Source organism: Melittangium boletus DSM 14713, from assembly GCF_002305855.1.
Taxonomy (GTDB): Bacteria; Myxococcota; Myxococcia; order Myxococcales; family Myxococcaceae; genus Cystobacter; species Cystobacter boletus.
Genome location: NZ_CP022163.1, coordinates 6,511,991 through 6,536,715, shown reverse-complemented (window position 1 = coordinate 6,536,715; position 24,725 = coordinate 6,511,991). Strand labels below are relative to the sequence as shown.

Sequence of the window (24,725 nt, the reverse complement as noted above, 5' to 3'; positions counted from 1 at the left end):
CGGTGACCGACTACATCGCCCGCCGTTCGCTCGATAAGTACCTGTTCATCCCCCATCTGTTTCAGGGGTTCCCGGAGATCAAGGAGGCGTTGATCTCCAATCGGGTGCAGGCGGGTTTCCTGGTCGCTCCCCTGGCCGTGGCCCTGCGGTCGCAGGGCGTCCCCATCAAGATCGTCTACCTCGGACACCGCTACGGCAGCGCGGCGGTGGTCAAGAAGGACGGCCCCGTGAAGACGGTGGCCGACCTGAAGGGGAAGACCGTGGCCATTCCCAGCCGGTTCTCGGACGAGCGGCTGCTGCTCTCGCGCGCGCTCGACCAGAACGGGCTGAAGCCGGGAGACGTGCGCGTCGTGGAGATGACGCCTCCCGACGTGGCGGGGGCGCTGGCGTCCAACGCCATTGACGGGTTCGTCATGGGCGAGCCCTTCCCCTCGCAGGCGGAGCTGGGGGGCCATGGCCGCGTCCTCTTCCAGGCCCGTGAGTACTGGCCGGACTACATGTCCTGTGTGCTGGTGGTGCGCGACGAGGTCATCCAGCGGCGGCCCGAGGCGGTCCAGGTCCTGGTGGATGGAATCGCCCGATCGGGGCTGTGGCTGGACGCGGGTCAACCCGAGCGCGAGTACGCCGCCGAGTTCGTCGGGCGCTACTACTACAACCAACCGCCCTCCCTGCTGAAATGGGCGCTGACGAAGCCGTTGGATCGGGTGACGTTCAATCCGCTGATGCCCCGCAGGGACGACTTCGATCTCGTGGTGCGCCTGATGCTGGAGCACCAGCTCATCGACAAGCCGCTCGCCTTCGAGGAGTACGTGGACCCGCGCTTCGCGGAGGGCGCCGCCCATGAGACGGCGTGGGATTACCCGGTGGGGGCTGGCAGATTGGACCCGGAGGCGGCGGACGACTGAGGCTCACCGTGGGAGGAGCTGCTTGACCTCCCCGCCGTTGGTCACCGTGACCGACACGGGCTGACCTTTCTTCCAGGCGAGGAATTCCTTCTCCGTCTTGAGTTCGAGGGGCGCCTGCTGCCTTCCACCCTTCTCGTATTCGACGAGGAGCTTGTAGGACTCCTCTCGCTTGAGGCGATCCTCCCCCTTCATGGACAGCTCCGGCCAACGCGGGGGCTCGCCGTCCCGTCCAGAGGCCTCGCGGCGCGCCACTTCCTTCCATTGATACGCGTCGTAGCTGCACTTGAGCGCGTAGATGGGCTCGTCGCGGTAGCGCGTCTCGTCGTGGCAGTCCTCATAGGACTCGTCGCAATACCGGGTGACGTCCTTGCAGACTTCCTCCCGGAAGCCGTTGCCCTTGTCCCGGGTCTGGCACTTCTCCTCCGTGCCGCACGCCTTCTTGCGCGTCTTCGTCCGGCAGACCTGGCGCGTGCCATCCGCCACCTGCCGGGTGCCGCGACGGCTCGACACGCAGGAGCGGATGTTCTGCACCCCCGCGAACTCTCCCGAGCCATCGATGGGCATGCGCGGCGGCTGGAGACGCAGCTCGTCCTTCCACCCCTCCAGCGTCACGGGGGAGAAGCGCTCCTGGATGACGGCGCGCTTCCACTCGGCGCCCACGAGCTGGCCCGGGTAGTCACTCGTCCGGGTCATCCACACGCCGTAGATCATGGTCCCGAAGCAGCAGAAGAACAGGCCGCCCAACACCACCAGACCCACCTTGGTGAAGGTCCCCTTCTTCGAGGCGCCCCGCTGGGGCACGGGACGGGGGGCGGGACCCGGAAGCTCCTTCTCCCCCAGGGCCTTGGCGTCCTGGGTGCGCTCGGCCTTGCACTGCTTGCAGCTCGGCTGGTCGCCCCGGTTGGAGGCGCCGCAATAGGCGCAGAACCAGTCCACGCCCGCTCGCGCCAGCTCCAGGGCCTTCTCGTCGGTCACGCCCTCGCGCAGGGATTTGCCCGTCGCCGCGTCCGTGTCCCCGAAGTCGAACTCGGACTCATCGTCCGTGAGTTCCCGGGGGTTGTTGCAGTTCGGGCACCGCTTGTGTCGGGCGAGGATGCCCTTCGTGTCGCACGAAGAGCAGTTCCACGTCCCCTCGATGATCCGGATGCGCTTCGACATGAGCGCATCCTAGACCCGGCGGCGCCAGGAGTGAGCGCGCATTACCAGAGCGGGTTGACGTCCACTTCCCAGCCGAAGACGTTGATCTCGCCGTTGGTGGCGTTCTTCACGGCATCGACGGCATCGCCCGCCAGCTCGCCAATCTGCCCACCGAGCTGCGCGAGACCGTCGAGCGCGCCCTTGGCCGCGTCGATGCCCATCTGAGCCAGGTCGCCCAGGTAGCCCACCGCCGTCTCCGCCAACTGACCGCCCACGCTGGCCAGGTCCTTGAGCGCATCCACGCCCGCGCCGCCCAGGTCCTTGAGCGCGGCGAGGATCTCCTTGCCTCCCTCGGTGAGGTTCTCTCCCCACGCCTTGGCGACTTCCTTGAAGGCACTCACGCCGTCCTTCAGGAGATCCGTGGCGAAGCCCTTGGCCCACTCCACGCGACGGTCGACGAAGTCCTTGATGGCCGTAGCGGCCTCCTGGGCCATCTCGCCGCCCGCGCGGACCATGTTGGAGAGCGTCTGACCCGCCCAGTCGCGCACCTTCGCGGCGGCCTCGCCCGGGTTCTCGGCGATGTACTTGAGCGTCTCCACCGCCTTCTCCCCCGCGGCCTGCAGCCCCTTGATGGTGCTCTCCGCGAGTTCGAGACCCTGGGCGCCCAGGCTCTTGATGCCCTCCCACGCCTTCTGGGCCAGCTCGCCGCCCTTGGCGAGCACGTCCGTGAGGGCCTTCTTGGCCAGGTCGGCCACCTCGCCCGGGTGCGAGGCCGCCCAGACCAGCGTCTCCAGGCCCTTCTCGCCCAGCTCCACGGCCTTGTTGACCACCGACTCGAGCCCCTTCTGGGCGCTCTCGATGAGCTCGGCGGCCTTCTCACGGGCCACGCCCGTCAGGGTCTCCCAGCCCTTCTGGAGCCCCTCGAGCGTCTCGCCCGCCTTCTTGAGCAGCGCCTCGCCCCCCTGCTTCAGGAGCTCGCCGCCGGCCTCGATCATCCCCTTGATGCCATCGACCGCCATCTGCGCGGCCTTGCCCGGGTTCTGGGCGATGAACTCCAAGGTCTCCAGGCCCTTCTCGCCCAGCTTCTTCGCCTCGTCGATGACATTGCCGAGGACCTTCTGGGCCTCCGCGGCGATCTCTCCGCCCTTCTCCAGGGCGGCGTTGAACGCGTCACGGGCCTGGTTGGCGATCGCCTCCCCGTACTTGGACGGGTTGCGGATGACATCGGCGAGCCCGTGGATGAAGCCCGCGGTCGCATGGAGCCCGTCCCCCGCCAGCTCGGCGGTCCCGACCCCGGCGAACTCCGCCAGCGCCACCGCGCCCTTGGCGCTCTTCTCCACGCCCCACTGGGCCAGCTCGGCGGCACCCTCCGGCCCGTAGTAGGCCGCGAGCGAGGCCATGCCCGTGGGCCCCATCGCGGCGGCACCCGCCAGGTTGACGGCCTTCACCCAGTCCGGCGCCTCGTAGTTCTGGGGATCCGCGTTGAACTTCTCCATCTCCGCGTCGAAGCCGATGTCCAGCGCCAGCTCGGCGATGGCGAAACCCGCGCCCACGCCCAGGTCCACCGCCGCGCCCACGCCGGTGAAGTCCAGCACCGTGCCGACCACCGCGTCCGCGCCGTTGAGACCCGCGCCCACCATCGCCAGGAAGCCAAGGTCCTTGTTCTTGTCATGGAGCTCCGCGGCCTTCTGCCCGTAGGCCGCCGCGTCGATGATGCCGGGCACGGCACCCGCCAGCGGGATGGCCTTCGCCAGGTTCTTGAAGACCTTGCCTGCGACCTCGGCGGTGACCTCCACGCCCAGCTTGCCGAGCACGTCGTCCATCACCTTCAGGGTCTTGCCGACCAGCTTGCCGCCGCCCTCCTCCAGCGCGGGACCCAGGGCCTTGAGCCCCGTCTTGAGCACGTCCGCGTCGACGCCGTCGGTGAACTTCAACAGCATCTTCAGGCCATCGGCGTCCATGTCCTTGGCCAGCTTGCCAATGAGCTCGGCGCCCTCGTCATCGAGCTTGGTGGCCAGCGTGCCGAGCTGATCGAGCATGCCCGGATCGGAGAGCGCCTTGGCCAGCGCGCCATGCTCCATGCCGCCCAGCGACTTGAGCAGCCGCTTGCCGGCGTCGCCATCCAGCTCGCCCAGCTTGCCCACGAGGCCCTCGAGGGCCTTGGGATCCTTGATGCCCTGGAGCACGCTCTCGAGTTCGTCGGGGCCCACCTTCTGGGCGATGTCCTCCAGCCCCTTGAGCTGCGCGGGGGTCAGCTCGCTGGCCAGCGCCGGATCCAACCCCTTCACCGCGACCTCGGCCAGGCGCGCGCCCTCGTCGACGGCCTGGTCGGCGCCCTTCACCTTGAACTGCTTGAGCGCGTCCTTGAAACCCACGAGGTCCGACTTGAGGTCGGGGATCTCCGCGGCGAGCTGGGCGGCGGCCACGGCCTTGTCCTTGGCGGAGGCCTTGGGGTCCAGCAGCGTGATGCCCGCGCTGACGGCACGCAGGGGACCGTCCAGCTTGCGCAGATCATTGGCGAGCTCGGGGAAGGTGTTGCCCGCGAACTCCTTGAGGGACTCGGCGAGCCCCAGCACCGCCTTGGCCTTGTCCGTGCCCGTCTTCGAGGGATCCGTGAAGGCCCCGATGGCCTCGGCCAGCTTCGCGCCCGCGGGAAGTCCGTCGAGCGCCGTCTTGAGCACGCCCTGGAGATCCTCGGGCTTGAAGATCGTCCCGACGCTGTTGGCCAGCTCCAGCGCGGCCTTGGCCTTGTCGGCCACGGACGCGTCCTTGTTGGTCAGCGTCCCCAGCGACTTGAGCGCGGTGGAGTCGGTGGCCAGCTTGACGAGCTTCTCGTCCTTGACGCCGAGCTTGTCGAGGAGGGCCTTCTTCGCCTCGGGGAATTGCGCGGAGAGCTCGCCCAGAGCGGTGGCCTGCTCCGAGAAGTCGCCCTCCACGAGCTTCTTCATCGACGCGTGGGCCTTCTCCAGCTCCTCCTTGGGCTTGTTCTTCAGCTCGGGGAAGAGCGAGGGAAGATCCTCGGCCTTCTCCGGCAAGGGAGAGGCGTTGGCTCCCGGGGTATTGGCATTGGCGGGCGCGGGGGGAGCGCCATCCAGACGAACCTGGTTGCCCGGGGTGGAGCGGGCGGAGAACCCATCGCGGGGCGTCTGGACGGTGGGGCCCTGGGTCCGGGTGGACGCGGCGTTCTGGCTCCGGGCGGCCTGTTCCGCGGCGGCCCTCTGGGCGGCGGCTTCCGCGGCCCGGCGAGCTGCTTCCGCCGCCTGACGGGCTGCTTCCGCCGCGGCACGACGGGCGGCATCACCAGCGGAGGAATCAACGGGACGGGACATGGGGACTTCTCCTGGCGGAAAATGGGTAAATAAGGAGCCGCCGGAGATTGTCCGCGCCCCCTCGGATCAGTTGCGGAAGCTTACGCAATCTCCGTCTTTTCCCGCCAAACGAGGGCCCTATGAGGTGGTCTTGAGTAGCCCTGTGTCGGTGGCCAGGAATGCCACGACGACACAGGCCTACAATTCCCCCTACCCCAAGCGCTGCACGGCCGCGGAGATCTGCTTCTGGAGTTCCGGGTGCCGCTCCGCCTGGGCCATCTCGGAGAGCAGCCCCTTCAAGCCCCGCCGGAGCGCGAGGTGCGCCACGAGTTGACGCACGCTCCCCTCGGGATGGGACATGAACTCGCGCAGTTGCCGCTCGGCCGACGCCTGGTCGGGCGCGAGGCCATCCAGACACAGGATCGTGAAGGAGAGCTGGGCGGGCTGGAGCGGCTGGGAGAGAGCGGCACGCAAGGTGTCCGACGTGTCGAAGGGCAGACCCGTGAGCGCGCCGGCCAGATCGACGGGGAGGTCCTCTGGATACTTCGTGCCAAGCCGCTGATTGATCTCGCGAATCATCGGGGCCTGCTTCGCGGGGCGATAGCGAAGCCGGGCGATGAAGAGGTTGATGCCCTCCACCCCCCCCACATGGGCCTCCGCGGTGAGGATCGATCTCGAGTACAGCGAGCGGAAGCTGAACGTGGGCATCCCCGTGGGAGCCTGCTCGCGGTAGCGCCGGGCCTGGGCCTGACCCGCGGCCCCCTTGGGCAACATGTCCAGCACGGGCTCGCGCGGATAGGCGCTGCCCCAGGCCACGCCGTCCATGAAGGCGGAGGCCTTGTAGCGATCATGGAGTTGAATCAAATCCAGGTGATCGCGCGCATTCGTTCCGAGGAAGCCTCGCACGGTGCGCTCCAGCTTGTCCTCGGAGGGAGCGAAGGCGGGGAAATAGGTCGCCAGGACGTCCTTGAGCGTGGCGACGGTCTGTCCCGCGGAAAGCCAGAACAAGGGCGGGTGGAGCGGAGACAGGGCGACCTTCAGCTCGACGGCGGACTGCTTCTCCACCAGGAGCCAGGAGCGGGTCTTGTTGCCCAGGCGATCCGTGGCCGTGGGGCCCAGGCCCACCGGGAGGAAACGCTCCACCAGGGCCCTGGCGGCCGTGAAGGCCTCGTCCGGAAGGTGCTGGCGCGCGCGCCCCAGCGCCGGCTCGTACTCCCGAAGGAGTTCAAGACGTTTCGCTTCCGACTCCTCGGGGGTGAACCAATGAATCCCCGCGTCGAGGGCCTTGGGATCCTTTTTCAGGGCGTCGAACCACTTGGGTGTTGGAGGCACCCCCCGTTTCTAACCGAGAAGCCTTCCCTTGGGCGCGCAATGGAAAACTCAAAACACCCAGCCGTGAACAAGGAAATCAAGCAAGAAACAACTTATCGGACTATTAAGTTCTTGCCGCTAAACAGGTATTCTGATTTAGGGCGGCCTCGCTGAAATCCCCCCACCGAAAAGGAAGACATCATGCGCCGCGTCAAACCGGATGAGTCGCGCCCCGTCATTCCATCCCGCAGGACGCGAGTCCTGGGGCTCGCCACCGTGACGCTCCTCGCCACCAGCGCGGGTTGCGCCGCGCCCCCGGAGCCAGAGCAGGCCGAGCCCACCAGCAGCACGGAGAAGGCGCTCGCGGCGAGCCAGCTGACGGTCACCCTGCAGACCTGGTCGAACCACTACCTCGTCGCCGACAAGGGCGGTGGGGCCGACCTGATGGCCTACAGCACGGTTCCCCAGGAGTGGGAGACGTTCACGCTCACGGACGTCAACGGCGGCGCGCTCGCCAGCGGCGACGTGGTGACGCTGCAGAGCATCAGCGGCCAGTGGGGCTCGGCGATCAACGGCGGCGGCGGCGCCATCCGGTTCACGGCGACGGCGCCGCAGTCCTGGGAGCAGTTCACCGTCGTGAAGCTCAACGGCTCCGGCAACATCGTCAACGGCGACAAGATCGCGCTGAAGACGGTGGTCACCGGCCAGTTCGTCTCCGCCGCCAACGCGGGCGGCAGCACCGTCTCCGCCGCGGGAGCCACGGCGCGTGAATGGGAGACGCTCACGCTGGGCGTCGTCGGCAGCCTCCCCCCCGACAATGGAAATGGCCCGGACTTCGGACCCAACGTCCTCATCTTCGACCCCTCCATGTCGATGGCGGCCATCCAGAGCCGGATCAACAGCGTCTTCTACCAGCAGGAGAAGAACCACTTCGGCAACGAGCGGTACGCGTACTTCTTCAAGCCGGGTCAGTACAACCTGGACGTCCAGATCGGCTTCTACATGAACGTGTTCGGGCTGGGACAATCGCCCGACAACGTGACGATCACCGGCTCGGTGCGCACCAACGCGAACTGGTTCCAGGGCAACGCCACGCAGAACTTCTGGCGCGGAACCGAGAACCTCTCGGTCGTCCCGACGCTGGACTCCAACAAGATGGTGTGGGCCGTCTCCCAGGCGACCACGATGCGCCGCATCCACGTGAAGGGCTCCATCAACCTCTGGGACAGCGCCTGGAACAACGCCTGGTCGAGCGGCGGGTTCATCGCGGACTCGAAGATCGACAACGTCATCAACTCCGGAACCCAGCAGCAATTCCTCACCCGGAACACCAGCCTGAACAACTGGCAGGGCCAGAACTGGAACATGGTGTTCGTGGGCGATGAGCAGGCGCCGTCGGGCACCTGGCCGAACCAGGTCTACACGGTCGTCGACACCACGCCGGTCATCCGCGAGAAGCCCTACCTCTTCATCGACGACGCCGGAAACTACGCCGTCAAGGTTCCCTCCCTCCGGACGAACAGCAAGGGCACCACGTGGGTCAACGGAACGACTCCCGGCGCCGTGCTGTCCATCGACAAGTTCCACATCGCCCGCGCGGACCGGGACACGTCCGCCACGCTCAACGCCGCGCTCAGCGCCGGCAAGCACCTCATCCTGACCCCTGGCATCTACCACCTCTCGAGCGCCCTCCAGGTCTCCAACCCGAACACCATCGTCCTGGGGCTCGGCCTCGCGACGCTCATCCCGGACCAGGGCACCAGCGCGATGAACGTCGCGGACGTGGACGGTGTGACGGTCGCCGGCATTCTCTTCGACGCCGGCATCCAGAATTCCCCCGTGCTGCTCACGCTGGGTGGCTCGAAGACCGCGGTCCGGCACTCGAGCAACCCCACGGCGCTCTTCGACGTCTCCTGCCGCGTGGGCGGAGCGCAGGTCGGCAACGCGACGAGCTGCCTCACGGTCAACAGCAATGACGTGCTGCTCGACAACATCTGGCTGTGGCGCGCCGATCACGGCAACGGCGTGGGCTGGGACGTGAACAAGGGCATCAACGGCGTCACCGTCAACGGCGACTACGTGTCCGCCTACGGCCTCTTCGTCGAGCACTTCGAGGGCTACCAGACCCTCTGGAATGGCAACAACGGCCGCGTCTACTTCTACCAGTCCGAGATTCCCTACGACGTGCCGAACCAGAGCCGGTGGACGCATGACGGCGTGAAGGGCTACGCGTCGTACAAGGTCGCCAACTCGGTGACGAACCATGACGCCCGCGGCCTCGGCATCTACTCCGTGTTCTGGTACCCGGTCATCCTGGAGAACGCCATCGAGACGCCGTCCACCTCCGGGGTGAAGTTCCAGCACATGATCACGGTCTTCCTCGGCAGCACCGCGGGCGCCGCGATCAATCACATCATCAACGGCACGGGCAACGCGGTCACCAACCAGAACATGGTGGCGAAGTCGTCCTACTAGCCGTCCCCGCCCTCGGGCGGAATGCGTCGTCGCCGGGGCACGTCTCGCCCCGGCGACGACTCTGAATCAGGCGGGTGTTGGTTCAGGGGGTGCTGAGGGGATTGGCGGGATCGCTTCCCGCGCTCCGCTCATCACCGTCGAGGAAGCCATCGAGGTCGCGATCGATCCCGATGCGCTGACCCGAGCCCGGAGGCACGCAGGTGAAGGTCAGCGCCCCGGGATTCACGCAGGGCAGCTGGCAGAGGCCCTCCTCCGTGAGGAGGGCCTGCGCCTTCCGGTCGCTCTTGAACATCCCCTTGCCCACATACAGGAAGCCCACGTCGATCTGCGCGATCCGGCCCTTCACCACCAGGTCGCACTCGCCCACGTCGGCGCGTGCCATCAGGAGCTTGATGCGGGGGGTGGCCACGGCCAGGTTCTGGACGGTGAGCGACACCTGCTGGCCGACAATCGGAGCCAGGTTGCTGTCGAAGGCCAGCAAGAACTGACCCATGTCCAGCTTGGCCTGGTACCCCGCGGGCGTGTCCGGGATGCCCACCGAGTTGAAGATGGGATGGAAGTCGAAGCCGCTGTTGAAGCGCAGCAGCGTGTCCAGGGAGCCATCGCTGTTGAACCCGAAGCCGCGTACCTGATCTCCCATGAAGGGATCCGGGGGGAGGAAGCCGAAGGGGTAGTTCACGCCGAACATGCCGACCTTCTGGTAGACGTTCCGCAGGTGCGGCGTCTTCGGGAAGATCGCCGTGGCGACGAACGCCGAGCGGCCATCCGTTCCGAAGAAGCCCTTGAAGGCACCCGCACCGGGGTTCGCGTTGGGGTCCAGGCGGTGGCAGGACTCGCACGAGCCATGGAAGAAGCTCGTGGTGTTGACGAAGAAGTCCTTGCCCGCCCGCTGCGACGGCGTGAGCGAGTTGTCCAGGTTGCGGACGGGATTGGGCGGATAGACGACCTGGAGGATGAAGTCCGAGAACTGCTGCATTTCCGCGGCGGAAAGCTGCGCGTGCCGCCCGAGCAGATCCATGAACGCCGGGTTGAACTGCTTGAACGCCGCGACCTCGTCGAAGGCGCCGCTGTCCGGCTGGGCGCTCGACGCAGCGCTCCCGCCAGAACGGTCGCCGCGCCAATGCATGGGGCCATGGTTCGCCATGCCGCGCAGGCTCTGGGTCGTCAAGGGACCCTTCACCGGGTGGAAGTTGGGATCCTGACCGAAGGTGGGATCATCGCCGAACTCGGGAGGCGTCGTGGCGATGGGGTTCTTGTTGAGCGTGTAGGCGGCATCCGGGTTGCCGAGGTTCCACGCCAGGCTGTCGAAGTCGCCGAAGATGTGGCAGCTCGCGCAGGACGAGTCGCCGTGGCTCGAGCTCTTGCGCGCGTCGTAGAGAAACGGACGCCCCGCCACCACGTTCGCCGGCTCGGGGTTGTACATCTTCAGGTGGGCGATCTCCTGGCGCGTGGTGGTGTTGACGATGGAGAGCGCGTTGTCGAAGCGCGTCAGCACGTACATGCGTCCGCGCGCCTCATCCAGCACCATGCCCGTGGGGCCTCCACCGCTCAGGAGGATCTGATTGGCCGTGCTCGGCACGAACGTATCGGCCTCGAGCGCGGCGGTGGGGAACACGCCGATCTTCGAGGAGCCGAACGCGGCCACGTACAGGGTGGAGCCGTTGGAGGTCACCGCCATGCCGAGCGGCTGCGCGAGGCTCTTCTCGTTCTCGTCATTGGGAATGGCGGCACAGCAGACATTGTAGTTGATGTGCTTGTTGAGATGACGTGGCGCGACGCCCGAGGAGCTCAACACGCTGATGCGGCTCTCGTGCAGGTGCCCGCGCGAACTGCTCCCCGCGAAGGTGCCCGGGCCCTCGAACCGCAGATCGTTCCGGGCCTCGGTGTTGCTCACGTACACCTTCCCGCTCACCGGGTTGACGGCCATGTTGAACAGGATGGTGCCCACACCGGAATAGAAGCCAGCCGACCCCGAGACCTGGACCGGAGGATTGGCGGTGGCGTTGATGACGAAGACGTCCTTGTCGGGCAGGGAGAACTTCACGTCGTTCGTCCAGGAGCGGCCCAGCGAGTCGAGCCAGTTCTGGCCGTTGAACTTGACGAGGACGCCTGTCTCCGGCGCCGGGATGCCCTGGAAGTTGACGTTGGGACCCGGCATGCCTCCCGCCGCCTCGCCGCCGTTGGGCACGAGGGTCTCGTGGATGATGGTGGTGCGATTGCCCGAGTGGAACGCGGCGGCATAGACGCGCGAGCCATCGGGCGTCGCCGCGAGCGCGCGCGGGGTATCGCTGAAGAGGGTGATGATGGAAAGGGGTTTACCCTCGAGCGAGGTGCCCAGGTTGTTGGCATCGAAGACCCAGACGTCGGCACGGCCAATGCCCGGCGTGGTGAACTGGGGATCGAAGGGCACGTTCTGACCGCGGTGGGCGGCGGTGATGAAGGCACGGCTCTTCCCCGTCCCGGCGAAGACGATGTCGCGCGGTTCGTCGCCGACGAGCAGGGTCCGCACCACGGTGCCGCCATACCCGCCCGGGGCGACCTCCACGACACTCACGCTGTCGGACAGGTGATTGACGACCCAGACCTCGGTGTCACTCCGCGCCGCGACCGCGACGGGCTCCAGTCCCACGGGGATCGAGCCACGGTGGACGAGACCGCTGGAGGAGACCTGGAAGACCTCGAGGTGGTTGTCCGGCGTGTTGACGGCGAAGAGGTACCCGCCACTCGGAGAGAGGGCGAGGGGCCTGACCTGACCGCTTTCGAAGAGGGTGAACGAAGCCGCGGACGCGTCGTGGCCCACCAGCAGCACCACGAACAACCCCACGGCGAGGAGCGAGCTCCACACATCACGGCGAAACGCCGCGCACTTGGCTTTCATGAAACCTCCACGTCAAGCACGACCCCCCGGCTCGCGTTCACAACAAAACGGTGTGAACCCGAATCGTGCGCTCGCGGCGTGCTCCCTGTAAAGGCCACGGCTTCAGTCGAGCAACTGCAGGAGATCCGCCCGCGTAATGGCGGCGGCTCCGGCGGCACCACCGAGCGCGGCCTCGAAGAGCGCGCGCTTCTTGTCCTGCAGGTGGAGGATCTTCTCCTCCACGGTCCCCTGGGACACCAGCCGGTACACCATCACCGGCCGCTGCTGGCCGATGCGGTGCGCCCGGTCGGCCGCCTGCGCTTCCACGGACGGGTTCCACCAGGGGTCCACGAGGAAGACATGGTCCGCCGCCGTGAGGTTGAGCCCCGTCGCGCCCGCCTTGAGTGAAATCAACATCACGGGTGGGCCGCCCGGCTCCTGGAACGACGCGGCCACGGCGCCCCGGTTGGCCGTGGCGCCGTCCAGCCGGATGAAGCCGATGCCCGCCTCCCGCAGCGCCGGCTCGATGAGATCCAGCATGGACGTCCACTGCGAGAAGACGAGCGCCTTGTGTCCATCCTCCACCGCGGTGCCGAGCGCCTCGACCAACGCCTCCACCTTGGAAGACGTCTTCGCCTGCTGTCCCGGCACGAGCGCCGGGTGGCAGGCCGCCTGACGCAGCCGCAGCAACGCCTCCAGCGCCTTCAGCACACTGCCGCCGGCCTCCAGCTGGGACACCACCTCCTCGCGCGTGGCGGCATACACCGCGTCATAGACGGCGCGCTCGCGCTCACTGAGAGTGACATGGCGCACGGACTCGGTCCGCGGCGGCAGCTCGGGCGCCACGTCCCGCTTGAGCCTGCGCAGGACAAAGGGGCGGATGCGCGCGCGCAGTTGCTCGGCCGCCCCCTTCTGGTTGTCCGACACCGGCCGCGCCCACCGCGCCTCGAACTCCTTGCGCCCACCGAGCAGCCCCCGGTTGGTGAAGTGCATCAGGCTCCAGAGCTCCTCGAGCCGGTTCTCGATGGGCGTGCCGCTCAGGGCCAACCGGAAGGAGGCCTGGAGCCCGTACGCCGCGCGCGCCACCTGGCTCTCCGGATTCTTGATGGCTTGAGCCTCGTCCAGCACCACCGCGTCCCAGACCCTGGCCCCGAGGATTTCCGCGTCCAGGCGAAGCAGCGCATAGGTGGTGAGGGTCACATCGGCGGTCTCGTCCAGGACGCGGCCGGGCCCGTGATAGACGGAGACCTTGAGCGAGGGACGGAAGCGCTTCACCTCCGCCTCCCAGTTGGGCAACACGCTCGTGGGGGCCACCACCAGCGAGCCTGGCCCCAGCGCGCAGAGGGTCTGCAGCGTCTTGCCAAGACCCATGTCGTCCGCGAGCACGCCGCCGAGGCCCGCCTGCCGCAGGAAGGTGAGCCAGCTGATCCCCTGCAACTGATAGGGGCGAGGCGTCGCGGTGAGATCCGCCGGCAACCGCGCGTCCGGCAGCTTCTCGAAGCCCTGGACCAGGGGCGCCAGCCGCTCGAGGCCAGGCGGAGGCGGATGCTCCAGCGCGTCGCACAGTCCGGTGAGCTGCGGGATGGCGTGGTTGGCGAGCCGTCCGTCCGTCTCGCGCGCGGCCAGCAAGTCCGCCACACGCTGGCCGTGCGACTTCAGCCATGCGGTGGGTAACGGCGCCCATCCACCCCCCTCCAGTGGCACCAGGCCCAACCCTTCTTCCCAGGCGCGCAGCACCGCGCCCGCGTCCACGGAGCGTGGCGCGCCTGGACCCGCCCCCTCCACCTGGAAGTCGAACGAGAAGCCCACGCGGGGAACCCCCTCCTCGGAGACCCCGGCGTCCACCGACAGCATGGGGCGCAACTGCACGTGGGGGCTCACCACACGCGCGGCGTCCCCGGTGAGGCCGCCGCGCCAACGCCGCAGCTTGTCCGCGAGCTGCACCGCCTCCTTGCCCTGCACCGTCACGCGCCGGCCGGGAACCATGTTCAGCTCGTCCCGCAGCTCGTGGATGAGCTTCTGCTCGGCGGCCTCGTCGCGCACGGGCACCGCGCCCTTGAGGAACACCATGCGCCCGTTGTCGATGCGCACCGAGGGCGGTGAGCCGTACACCAGCGTGGGCAACACCGAGAGGCCGGAGTCCAGCTGATTGAGCTCCACGGAGATGCGCGGCTGGAGCGAGCGGTCGATGGGCGGCAACCGGGAGCTCCGCACATCCACCGGCATGCGCCGCGCGAGGTCTGGCAGCACCTTCCCGGTGAGGTCCCCCATCTGCGAAGGCGAGAAGACGCGCTCCTGAGGCAGGCTCTCCAGCCGCGCGCCCGTGAGGGACTGCTCACCCAGCTGGCAGATCATTCCCCCACAGAGCACCACTCCGGGGCACAGCACCTCGGTGATGCGGGGATCCTTCTGGATCCGGAGCACCGTCTGCTCGCCGCGATCCTCCACGGTGACCCGCGGAAGAAGGGGCTCGCTCGACACGGACACCAGCACGCCGTCGAAGAGCACGGTGCGCGCGGGCTCCAACACGCGCAGGAGCGCGCTCAACCGCTCGGGTGGAAGCGCGCCCCGGGTGGGCTTCGCGAGCAACTTGTCCGCGAGCCGATCACACGGATCCACCTGGATCCGGGCCGCCTCCCCGGGATTCGTCAGCAGCGACACCAGGCTGCGCGCCAGGAGCCGCGCGGTGTTGTCCGGACGCACCAGCAGGCGCTCGAGTTGCAGTCCTCCGTCGACGCGCTTGAAGCGGTACACCATGCGTTCCGGCTTCGGCGCGGCCGTCGGAGCCACCGGAGGCCGGGCCGGCGGAGGCCGCGAGGGGGCTCGCTGCGCGGGAGGGCGCTGGGTCACCGAGTGGTGGAGGACGAGGGCCGCCGCCACCACGTGCTCGCAGGGGTCCACCCGGCCCCGGCAGTCACACTCCCAGACCTCGTCCTCCGGGTAGAGCACGGTGGTCAAGGGGGCCGGGCGGCCGGTGGCACGCACCCGGAGAACGGCCTCTTCCTCACCGATGGATTGCACCGAGACGGCGCCCGCACGAGCCAGGCTCATGCCGGCGGACCAGGTATCCGGGCGCGCTTCGCCCCGGACGGCTTCGAGCAACTCCGCGGTCACAGACATACGAGGCCCTCATCCCTATCCCCCCGGAGGGCCTCGCGCAAAAAAGCATCTGACCCGGGCTAGAAGAGGAAGTCGGTGGTGAGGAAGTCCGACTCGCGGCGGGTGAGGATGGATTGCACCAGCGTGGTGTTCTCGGTCGTCGTCTTCGCCGCGACGAGCGTGCGAATCGAGAACACCCGCAGCGCGTCCGCCACCGACAACGTGCCCTCCGCGGAGTCCTTGCGCCCATTGAAGGGGAACGTGTCCGGCCCCCGCTGGCACTGGCAGTTGAGGTTGATGCGGCCCACCTGATTGGCGAACGCGTCGATGAACCGTCCGATGCGCGCCGAGTCCCGGCCGAAGAGGCTCAACTGCTGGCCGAAGTGGGAATCCACGACGAAGCGGATGACCTCCTCGTCATGGTCGAACACCATCACCGGTATCACCGGACCGAACTGCTCCTCGCTGGCCAGCCGCATCTCGCCCGTCACCGGGTACACCACCGCGGGTGAGTAGAACGAGTGGTTCGTCCGCCCTCCCTCCCGGTTGACCACGCGGGCCCCCTTCGCCACGGCGTCATCGACCAGTCCCTGCAGGTACGCGGCCTTGCCGGGCTCGGGCAGTGGCGTCAGCGCGACGCCGGGCTCCCAGGGCATCCCGGGCTTCAGGCGCTCCACGGCGGCGGTGAAGCGCTCGAGGAAGGGCCCGACGATGCTCCGGTGCACCATGAGCAGCTTGAGCGCCGTGCAGCGCTGCCCGTTGAAGGACAACGTGCCGGTGATGCACTCCTTCACGGTGTTCTCGAGGTCGGCGTCCTCGAGGATGATGGCCGGATTCTTCGCGTCGAGCCCGAGCACGGCCTTGAGCCGGTGCGGCCGCGGGTGCATGCGCTTGAGTTCGCTGGCGCCCCGGTTCGTGCCGATGAAGGCGAAGATGTCCACCAGCCCGCTCTCCATGAGCGCGCCGACCGTCTCACGGCCCCGGCCGTAGATGATGTTGATGACGCCCGGCGGGAAGCAGTCGCGGAACGCCTCCAGCAGGGGACGGATGAGCAGCACACCGAACTTCGCCGGCTTGAAGACCACGGCGTTGCCCATGAGCAGAGCGGGAAACAGGGTGCTGAAGGTCTCGTTGAGGGGGTAGTTGTACGGGCCCATGCACAGCGCCACGCCGATGGGGGCCCGGCGGATCTGCGCCATGACGCCCTGCTCCTGCACGAAGCGGGACGAGGTGCGATCCAGCTCCTTGAGCGCGCGAATCGTCTCGACGATGAGGTCGATCGTGCGGTCGAACTCCTTCTCGGAGTCGGGCTGCGTCTTGCCGATCTCCCACATGAGCAGGTTCACCACGGCGGTGCGCTGAGCCCGCATCGCGACGAGGAAGCGCTCGACGTGCTCGATGCGCTCGGCGACGCGCATCGTCGGCCAGACGCCCCGGCCATGATCATAGGCCTTCACCGCGGCGTGCAGCGCCTCCAGGGACTCCCGGGAGGTGAGCAGCGGCGTGGCGCCAATCACCTTCGGCTCCGGGCCCCGGGGCGTCTTCATGAAGACCGGGCTCTGCACCGGGTTGAGTTCGCCCGCCCAGGTCCGCAATTCGCCCCCCACGAGGTACTCGCGCTGCTCGAGATACCCGGGGAGCCGCACGTTGGCGGGAAGCTGTTCGTCCGAGGGAAAGAGGTCGTCGATGGGCGTCATGAAATCCTTTCTGCGCCTCAATCTACGACCCAGGGCCCACGCGCGCAGAAGAAAGGGGCTCCGGGCGCGGCGAGCATCCGCCATCCCGGAACCCCTTGGCTCATCCCCTGGCGCTCAGCGAGCGCCAGCGGCGTTCATCACTCCAGGCCGAACACCTCGGAGGAGGCCTGATCGGTGTTGCTGACACCCGCGGTCGCCAGGACCCGGCCGTCATTGAGCAACGTGGCCGTGTGGCCGTACCGGTCCACGTTCAGGCTGCCCGCCGGGCACCAGGTGCCCGTGGCCGGGTTGTACAACTCCGCGCCCCAGAGGATGCCGGTGGCCTGGTGGTAACCACCCGCCGCCAGCACCTTGCCATTGGGCAACAGCGTGGCCGAGTGGAAGCGGCGCGGCGTGCTCATGTTGCCCGTGGCCGTCCAGGTCTTGGTGGCCGGGTCATACAGCTCCGCCGCGATGCTGTTGGCCACCTGGTAGCTGTCCCCGCCACCCGCCACGAGCACCTTGCCGTTGGGCAGCAACGTGGCCGAGTGGAAGCGGCGTGCCTTGTCCAGGTCGCCCACGGGCGTCGAGGTCCCCGTGGCCGGGTCATACACCTCCGCCGAGCCCAGCGTCTCACGCGTGTCATCGCCACCACCGGCCAGGAGCACCTTGCCGTTGGGCAGCAACGTGGCCGAGTGATCGCGGCGGGCCGCGCTCAGGTTCCCCGCGAGCGACCAGGTCCCCGTGGCCGGGTCATACAGCTCCACCGAGGACAGCGCGACCCCCTCGGTGTCCTCGCCACCCGTCACCAGCACCTTGCCATTGGGCAGCAGCGTGGCGGTGTGGTGGGTGCGGAACACCACCAGGTTGCCCGTCGCCTTCCAACGGCCCGCGTCCGGGTAGTACAGCTCGGAGGTGGCGAGCGTCGTCGGGCACCACCCACCGCCGGCGATCAACACCCGCCCATCCAGCAGGCGCGTCATCGTGTGGTAGCGGTGGGAGCCCAGGGTGTCACCCGTACGGGTCCAGGTGCCCGTGTCCGCGTTGTACAGCTCGGCGGTGGTGTTGAAGCCGCCCGCCGTCAGCACGCGGCCGTCCTGCAGGAGCACCGACGTGTGGTGCAACCGGGGCAGGGCCAGGCTGCCCGTGGGTGACCAGGTGCCCTGCACCCGGCACACGGCGGCCCGGGAGCCCGGAGCCTGGGAGCGGAAGGTGTTGAGACCCGGCGTGAGCCAGTTGGCCACCGGCTGGGCGGGGATGGTGCCGTCGTCGTTGACGTTGGTGATGGAGTAGGCGTGCTGGTTCCAGATGCCTCGCGTGCCCACCCACTCGTTCTGGGAGTCACGGAACACGCGGATGCCGTTGAAGCCCGGGTACGCATGGTTGTTGGCGGCGACGATGATCTCCGCGCTGCCGTCCGCGTCCACGTCCACGATGATGGGGTTCTCGTGCGTGGTGCCCGAGCTGTTGCGCGTCTCCCAGCGCAGCGCACCGGTCCGTCCGTCGAAGATGCGCACGTGGGTTTCATCCGAGAGGACGACCTCGAGCCGGCCATCACCCTCGAAATCGAAGGTGGTGGAGGTCGTCTTGCCGGAGCTGTAGTCCTGGATGGCGTAGGACCACTTCACGGAACCGTCGGAGCCATAGACCGTGTAGTTCCAGTCTCCGGACAGACCGACATCCAGCTGGCCGTCACCATCGAAGTCCGCGATGTTGGGAGGACCGCCATGGCCCGCCTCGGACTGCTCGTGGCCCGTGACATGGACATCCCGCGTCCAGAGCAGCGTGCAGTCGTCATCGAGCAGGCTCACCTTGCCGTGACCCGCGACCACGATCTCCGCGGCGGGATCCTCGTCGAAGTTGCCCACGCCCGCGAAGCCGTGAGGAATCTCCGTGTTGGCGCACTTGAGCGAGCCGTCATGCCGGTAGACGGAGCGGCCGTTGATCACTTCCTGCGTGCCGTCCTGGTCGATGTCCGCGCCGAAGGAGATGGGGCCGGTGTACAGGGCGCCGCCCATGCCATCGGAGCCCACCCACTTGAGCGCACCGGTGTTGCTGTAGACGCGGTTGCCGTCGAGGATTTCGACGGTGCCATCGCCGTCCAGGTCCGCCAGCGAGGGGCCACCCCACTCGTTGTAGTCATACGCGGCCTCGGCCGAGCGGAACTTGAAGGTGCCGTCGTTCTCGATGCAGAGGATGCCGCGGCCATTCTCGGGGATGGCGCAGATCTCCACCTTGCCATCACCATCGATGTCACCGGCGGCGATGCTGGCCGCCGCCTTCACCCGGGCCGCCGGGTCCGTCGCCGCCCACAACTCGCGGCCGTCATCGCCGCTGATGGCCCGGATGACCCCGTCGGAGCTGTAGTTGGAGCCCGCGAAGGTGCTGAAGACGATGTCCGGGACGCCATCCTTGTTCACGTCCACGACCACGGGCGACATCATCACCTGCTTGTGATCGGGCAGCACGGAACTGCCCGTCCACGCCCACTGCTGCTCCGCCTGGAGCCCGGAGGACTCCAGCGCGGGGGATGATGCGCTCCCGGGCTCCACCGAGGGTCCGGAGGACAGGCCCTCCTGGGCGCTGGGGGACTCCAGCACGGGAGAGGAGGTATCGTTGGAGATGGCCTTGGCCCCTTGGGTCGGCCCCGCGCCTCCATCGTTGTGTACCTCGCTGCAAGCCGTCAGCGCCGTGAGCGCCAACACCACCGGGCTCTTCAGGCCACGGAATCCAGCGCGCTTCCAACTCCAGCTTCCCGCTCTCATCTTCATGCGTGCCCTTGTCTTGCCGCGATGCATCTCCCCATCGACGATCCGAACAAAGCCAGACACAGCACCCAGGACAGGATGCCATGACTGTCGCTCAAGACCCGGGAAACGGCGGTACACCGCATGATGCCCGCTCGTATTAAAAAATCTATTCAAAAATTGTTTTTCACCCGACGTCCCCCATCGCCGCCGAAACCAGAGCCTGGAAGAACAACGGCTACCTTTGCCCCGATGTATGGCTCACGTCTCCCACGCGTTCGTCCATTCTGAGAAACTGTGCTCTTGGTGAAACGAATCTCGGAGAGAGCCGATTCACCCGCATCCACACCGCGAAAAAGGACAGGGGGTGGGCCACTCGCGTCGCGGCGAGTCACCCACCCCCTGGCCCGGCGCGTCACGAGCGACTACGGCTCAATCGGACCGCGAAGGGGTCCAAAGCCGATGTCGTAGGCCGCATCCGGCAAGGGTCCATCCGGCAGGTTCACCCTGTGGCCGTTGCGCTTGATGGCGGCGCCCGCGGCCCCGCCCCGGGAGGCGATGACCTGACCCTTCGGAGACCCGCCGGGCTGGCCATAGCCGCCACCGTTTCCGGCGACCAGGGCGAAGGAGTCCGTCTTCTCGAGGTCACCCACCTTCCCCCCCTCGCCTCCCGCGAGGTTGCTCCCCGCACCACCGGGGGCGCTCTCGCGAAGCAGCTTGCGATTGTCCGCGCCGCAGTACGCGATCTCCTCCCGCTCGCTGAGAGGACTGACCTTCACGCCCCCCGCGCCGCCAGCAAAGCCCGCTCCACCGCCTCCGCCCACGGAAAAGCCTTCTCCAGAACCGCCACCGCCGCCACCGCCGCCGCCCCAGATGTTGCCCTTGTTGTCGAGGGTGGTCGGCGCCGTCAGATGGATCGCCGCTCCGCCCGGAAACCCATTTCGGCTGCAGGTATGCTCATAAGAACCCTTGGCGCCATTGCCACCCGAGCCGCCCGCCCCTCCCGCTCCCACGATGGAAGCGTAGTTGTTGATCCGAACCGTGGACCCCTCGGCGAGATTGCCCGTGGTGAGCGCGGGAATTCCGGGAGCGGACGATCCCACCGTGGCGTTCACGTCCACGACGATATCGACCGCGCCCGCGGGCGAACCCAGCGCGGCCGCCACGTCGAACCGCTCGGCATCCCGGACGAGCACCAGGTTCATCCGGGCCTTGGACAGCTCGATAGACCCAGAAAACTCGCTTTCCTTGCTCACGTGGGACAGGACCTGGACTTCGCCAAACTTCGACAGGAAGTACTCCTCCACCTGGGTCGTGGAGTTGCATCCATTTCGAGACAACAGGACACGGTCGCCGGTGGTGCAAACCAACGTGGGCGGCGTATAGGGCTGCGTGACCGTGACCGACTCCGAGGGAACACGCTGGATCCTGGACGCGGTCACGCCCTCCACGGTCGACTCCTGGAACGCCTCGCTCACCAACCGCACGGCACTGACGTTGCCCACGTAGGCGCCGGCCAACTTCACACGGGTCGGCCTGCGCGACAGGATACCGATCTGGATGTTCGGCAGATCCTGGTCCACCACCAGGGTGTAGTCGCCGCCCGCGTCGTTGCTGAACAGGAAGATGTGAGTCGGAGGCACCTCCACCGAGAACGACTTGCTTCCGACCTCTTTCGCGACATTCCCGGAACCGGTGATGTAGCGCAGTGCGTACTTTCCACTCCGCGAGGGCGCGGAGAACGTCAGGGTTCCACTGGAGCCCGCGGGAACGTTCTGCCGGGTCAGATGCGAGGACTCCAGGTTGTCCTCGGGGAAGAGTCCCACCCAATCGCTCTCAGGATGATCCTCGGGCGCACTCCAGGAGACCTTGATGTCGCCCCCCGCCTTGTACGTCGCCATCTCGCCATCGAGAGACAGTTTGTACTTGGCATCTGGAGGTGGAGGCTTCGAGCACTCCTCACTATCGGGCGCCGTCTCACAATCCGGCTTCTCCGTAGGCTCCGGCGTACACGCCATCAGCAGTCCCGAGAGAGCCAGGGCCACCCAGCCACAGCCACGCTTCACCACGGTCATCGTCGGCAGAACTTGCACGTTGCCTCCAAAACAATTCCTCGTAGAGGAGCCGAGCAGCCGACGATCTATGCAGCCGTTTTTCTCTTTTTCGGACAGGTGTTCCCCGAGGAGAACCGGGAGGCCATACAAACAAGAAAAACGGAGTGAAAGAAGAAGGGATAAGCCATTCAGACAAGGAATTCGTGGCGGTGAAGGACTCTCGCCACGCGGCCGAATGAACACGGTGTTACATCCCGCCTCAGGCCATGCGCCTGATGGCACCGCTGAATCTCTACAGGCACAGCACACAGGCCACGAACCCATCCCAGGGGTCAGTCGCGCCGCGGCGTAGCCATCCACCCCATCACGTCGGCTGTCATCTCGGTTCACGGGCCGGGAACATCCGCTCCGGACCCAAACCCATACATTCCGTGCCGCCAGGGTTCACCCATCCCATTCCGAGTAACCCGGAAGAGCGCCGCCCGTATATCCCGTATATGGTGCGGGGACGATGAGCGACACGAACAGCGAGCCGGCACGCAAGCTGGCCATCGAGGTCCGGGACCTCCACAAGTCCTTTGGCGGCCACCCGGCCCTGCGGGGCGTGGACCTCGTGGTCCCCGAGGGCACCACCTGCGTGCTGCTGGGAATCTCCGGTTCGGGCAAGTCCGTGCTGATGAAGCACATCATGGGCTTGCTGCGGCCGGACCAGGGCACCGTGCTCGTGGAAGGGCAGGACGTGGCGAGCATGGACGAGTCCGCGCTGAACCAGATGCGCCGCAAGCAGGGCATCCTCTTCCAGGCCAACGCCCTCTTCGACTCGCTCAACGTCTTCGACAACGTGGCGTTCCCCCTGCGCGAACGCACGCGGATGTCCGAGGCGGAAATCCAGGAGACGGTGAACGCGACGCTCGCCAAGGTGGGGCTCTCGCACGCCACCACCCGCTTTCCGGGCGAGCTGTCCGGCGGCATGCAGAAGCGCGTGGGCTTCGCGCGCGCCACCATCCTCCAGCCCCGGATCCTCCTCTATGACGACCCCACGGCCGGACTGGATCCGCTCACCACCGCCGCCGTCAACGAGATCATCGCCACCAGCAAGCAGCAGCTCGGAGCGACCTCGGTCGTGATCACCCCGGACGTGGCGTCCGCTTTCGGCATGGCCGACAACCTCGTCCTGATGGACGAGGGGCGCATCGTCGAGTCAGGCCCACCGGGGGTGTTCCGCGAGTCCCAGCACCCCGCCGTGAAGGCCTTCCTCCGCAACTGGCTGGCGCGGAAGAAGGGACCTCAGGGCTCCGGCCCCAACCCCACCGGCGAGAGGTCGTGAAGAGCCACGGGCCCTGAGTGCTCCCGCAGGTAGGCGTTCACGGAGTCCGGAACCCTGGCGCCCGAGAGCATGAGGGCCCGCTGGATGAGGCGCACGCGGGCCAGCTCGAAGGCCTCGCCCTCATCGGGCACGAGCCAGGGCTCGGGGATGAGCTCCCGCGCCACTTCCTGGGCGAACGCCGAGTCTCCCAGGTCGCTCACCCGCTTCAACCACTCGTAGTCCTGGATGCCCATGCGGATGAGCTTGAGACGCATGGAAGGCAGCGGCACGTCCTGGGTTCCACCGATGCTCGCGGCCTTCCCTGGGTAGAAGAGCGTTCCATCCCCGTTCCCGCTGAAGATGTACTGGTCCGTCCATGCCGTGGAGAGCATCTGCGCCACCTGGTAGTAGTGCTCCCCCGTCGCGCCCCGCTGGAAGGACACCCACTCCAGGGCCCGCGCCTTCGTCGCCGGAACGTCCACCATGTACGAGGGCCAGCCCTGCCCTGGAAGGTTCTCGGGCGCGCCCGAGCCACAGCCATGGGACATGCAGCACTGGTAGAGCCACAACTCCCGGCCCGGCAAGCGGAGGAACGCCTCGGAGCGAGAGGACGGCCCACTCTCGGCCGCCGTTTGTGACGGTTCGAGCCGGTTGACCATCACCACGGCGATGTCGATGAGGTCATTCAGCCGCTCCACCTCCAGTGCGTGGAGCGAGGAGATGGTGAGCAACGTGTGCAGCGACGGAGCCCGTTGCCGCAAGAGCGAGGAGCGGGCACGCGCCTCGTCGAACGAGATGAAGATGGGGGGCTCATCGCCCACGGTGTAGAAGGTCAAGGGCGCCCAGCCGCTCGCCGAGGCCCGGGCGGAGAAGTCCATGAGGTGCTCGGGCGTGGAGGGCCCCGCGTACTCCACGCTCGTCATCCGCGCTCCCGGCAAACGCAGCGGCGTCGTCCCCGAGAGGAAGGGAGACCACCAGGTGTCGAAGGTGGCCGGCTCGGGAACGTCCTCGGGATCGAAGCGGCTGGTGAGCGTGACGCGGTGCTCGAGCCCCATCTTCTGGAAGGACGACAACAACCGGAACTGAACCTCCGGGGGACAGTCCCGCTCGCCGGTGAACGCCTGACACACGCTGGGCGCCCACAGCAGGAAGCTTGTCCGGAGCGAGGGGGTGCTCGGCATCACCCAGTCCACCACCGTGAGGGACACGAAGACGGTCGATCGGACTCCCTCCCCTTCCACTTCGACCGCGCCCCGGTACTCCCCTGGGGGCGCGTCCATCGGAACATGCACATCCACCCAGACGGCGCGGGACTCACCCGCGGGAATGTTGAAGGGAAAGGCCCGACGCTTCTCCCCGAAGGTCTCGTCCACGTCCGGCACCAGGCCGTCCGGCCACTGCCCCGGCTCGGAATACGGCAAGGTGGGCTTGGTGATGGACAGCAACTCCTCGCGGTAGAGGAGGATGTCCGCCCCCTGAATGGAGACGGGGCCATTCAACGCGAGAAGGCGCGCACTCACCCCGTTCCATCCCGCGTCCCCTCCGTGCAAACCCACCTGGAAGGAGACCGTTTCGTTGCGCGCGGCGAACAACCGCACGATCGAGCCCTTGCCCAAGGGCGTCTGAGGCCGGACCTTCTCCATCGCGCCAAGCCCCCAGACGGAGGGAGCACAGCCGACACGGCCGGGCAGTCCAACAATCAACGACAGCATGCCCAAAACACACGCGAGGATTTTCATGGTGTGTTCAGCATGGGAATGAAATCCCGGCCCGTCGTCTGCCCCTGGGTCCAGTTCACGAAGCATGGGGCGGCGGACCCAGCAGGCGACTGGTGGCCTTGACAGCTCACG

General features: G+C 67.3%; 12 protein-coding genes. 3 read left to right on the top strand and 9 right to left on the bottom strand.

What is annotated here, in order from left to right:
* Nucleotides 1-2 precede the first annotated feature (2 nt).
* Nucleotides 3-905, top strand: coding sequence for an ABC transporter substrate-binding protein (locus MEBOL_RS27350; protein WP_095980210.1), 903 nt, complete (start codon nt 3-5; stop codon nt 903-905).
* A gap of 3 nt (nt 906-908) precedes the next feature.
* Here MEBOL_RS27350 and MEBOL_RS27345 read toward each other — a convergent pair whose 3' ends face one another.
* The 3 genes from MEBOL_RS27345 to MEBOL_RS27335 form a co-directional block, all read right to left on the bottom strand.
* Entirely contained in the window at nt 909-2,063 is a 1,155-nt protein-coding gene (locus MEBOL_RS27345; RefSeq protein ID WP_095980209.1) for a hypothetical protein, read from the bottom strand.
* 41 nt (nt 2,064-2,104) lie between these two features.
* Nucleotides 2,105-5,371: a Dauer Up-regulated gene (locus MEBOL_RS27340; protein ID WP_095980208.1), complete on the bottom strand. Its 3,267-nt coding sequence runs from the start codon at nt 5,369-5,371 to the stop codon at nt 2,105-2,107.
* Nucleotides 5,372-5,560: 189 nt separating this feature from the next.
* Nucleotides 5,561-6,682, bottom strand: coding sequence for a hypothetical protein (locus MEBOL_RS27335; RefSeq protein WP_095980207.1), 1,122 nt, complete (start codon nt 6,680-6,682; stop codon nt 5,561-5,563).
* Between the two features lie 180 nt (nt 6,683-6,862).
* Between MEBOL_RS27335 and MEBOL_RS27330 the strand changes: the two genes are divergently transcribed.
* The gene (locus MEBOL_RS27330; RefSeq protein ID WP_095980206.1) at nt 6,863-9,136 is read left to right on the top strand and encodes a fascin domain-containing protein; all 2,274 of its coding nucleotides are present in this window, start codon (nt 6,863-6,865) and stop codon (nt 9,134-9,136) included.
* A gap of 82 nt (nt 9,137-9,218) precedes the next feature.
* Here the strand turns inward: MEBOL_RS27330 and MEBOL_RS27325 are convergent, their stop codons facing one another.
* The 5 genes from MEBOL_RS27325 to MEBOL_RS43190 form a co-directional block, all read right to left on the bottom strand.
* Nucleotides 9,219-12,014 carry a hypothetical protein gene (locus tag MEBOL_RS27325; protein ID WP_095980205.1) on the bottom strand — a complete coding sequence of 932 codons (2,796 nt, stop codon included), beginning with the start codon at nt 12,012-12,014 and terminating at the stop codon, nt 9,219-9,221.
* A gap of 102 nt (nt 12,015-12,116) precedes the next feature.
* Entirely contained in the window at nt 12,117-15,113 is a 2,997-nt protein-coding gene (locus MEBOL_RS27320; RefSeq protein WP_095980204.1) for a DEAD/DEAH box helicase, read from the bottom strand.
* A 59-nt stretch (nt 15,114-15,172) separates the two neighbouring features.
* Nucleotides 15,173-16,789 carry an NADP-dependent glyceraldehyde-3-phosphate dehydrogenase gene (locus MEBOL_RS27315; RefSeq protein WP_095980203.1) on the bottom strand — a complete coding sequence of 539 codons (1,617 nt, stop codon included), beginning with the start codon at nt 16,787-16,789 and terminating at the stop codon, nt 15,173-15,175.
* A gap of 137 nt (nt 16,790-16,926) precedes the next feature.
* A complete protein-coding gene (locus MEBOL_RS43195) occupies nt 16,927-19,539 on the bottom strand; it encodes an FG-GAP-like repeat-containing protein (protein WP_245918891.1) in 2,613 nt (870 codons plus the stop codon).
* Nucleotides 19,540-19,940: 401 nt separating this feature from the next.
* A complete protein-coding gene (locus MEBOL_RS43190) occupies nt 19,941-21,608 on the bottom strand; it encodes a hypothetical protein (RefSeq protein WP_179956305.1) in 1,668 nt (555 codons plus the stop codon).
* A 472-nt stretch (nt 21,609-22,080) separates the two neighbouring features.
* Between MEBOL_RS43190 and MEBOL_RS27300 the strand changes: the two genes are divergently transcribed.
* The gene (locus tag MEBOL_RS27300; protein ID WP_095980202.1) at nt 22,081-22,896 is read left to right on the top strand and encodes an ABC transporter ATP-binding protein; all 816 of its coding nucleotides are present in this window, start codon (nt 22,081-22,083) and stop codon (nt 22,894-22,896) included.
* Here MEBOL_RS27300 and MEBOL_RS27295 read toward each other — a convergent pair.
* Nucleotides 22,857-24,614, bottom strand: a complete 1,758-nt coding sequence (locus MEBOL_RS27295) for a DUF4091 domain-containing protein (protein WP_095980201.1) — start codon at nt 24,612-24,614, stop codon at nt 22,857-22,859. The two genes, MEBOL_RS27300 and MEBOL_RS27295, sit on opposite strands and share 40 nt — an antisense overlap.
* Between the last annotated feature and the right edge of the window lie 111 nt (nt 24,615-24,725).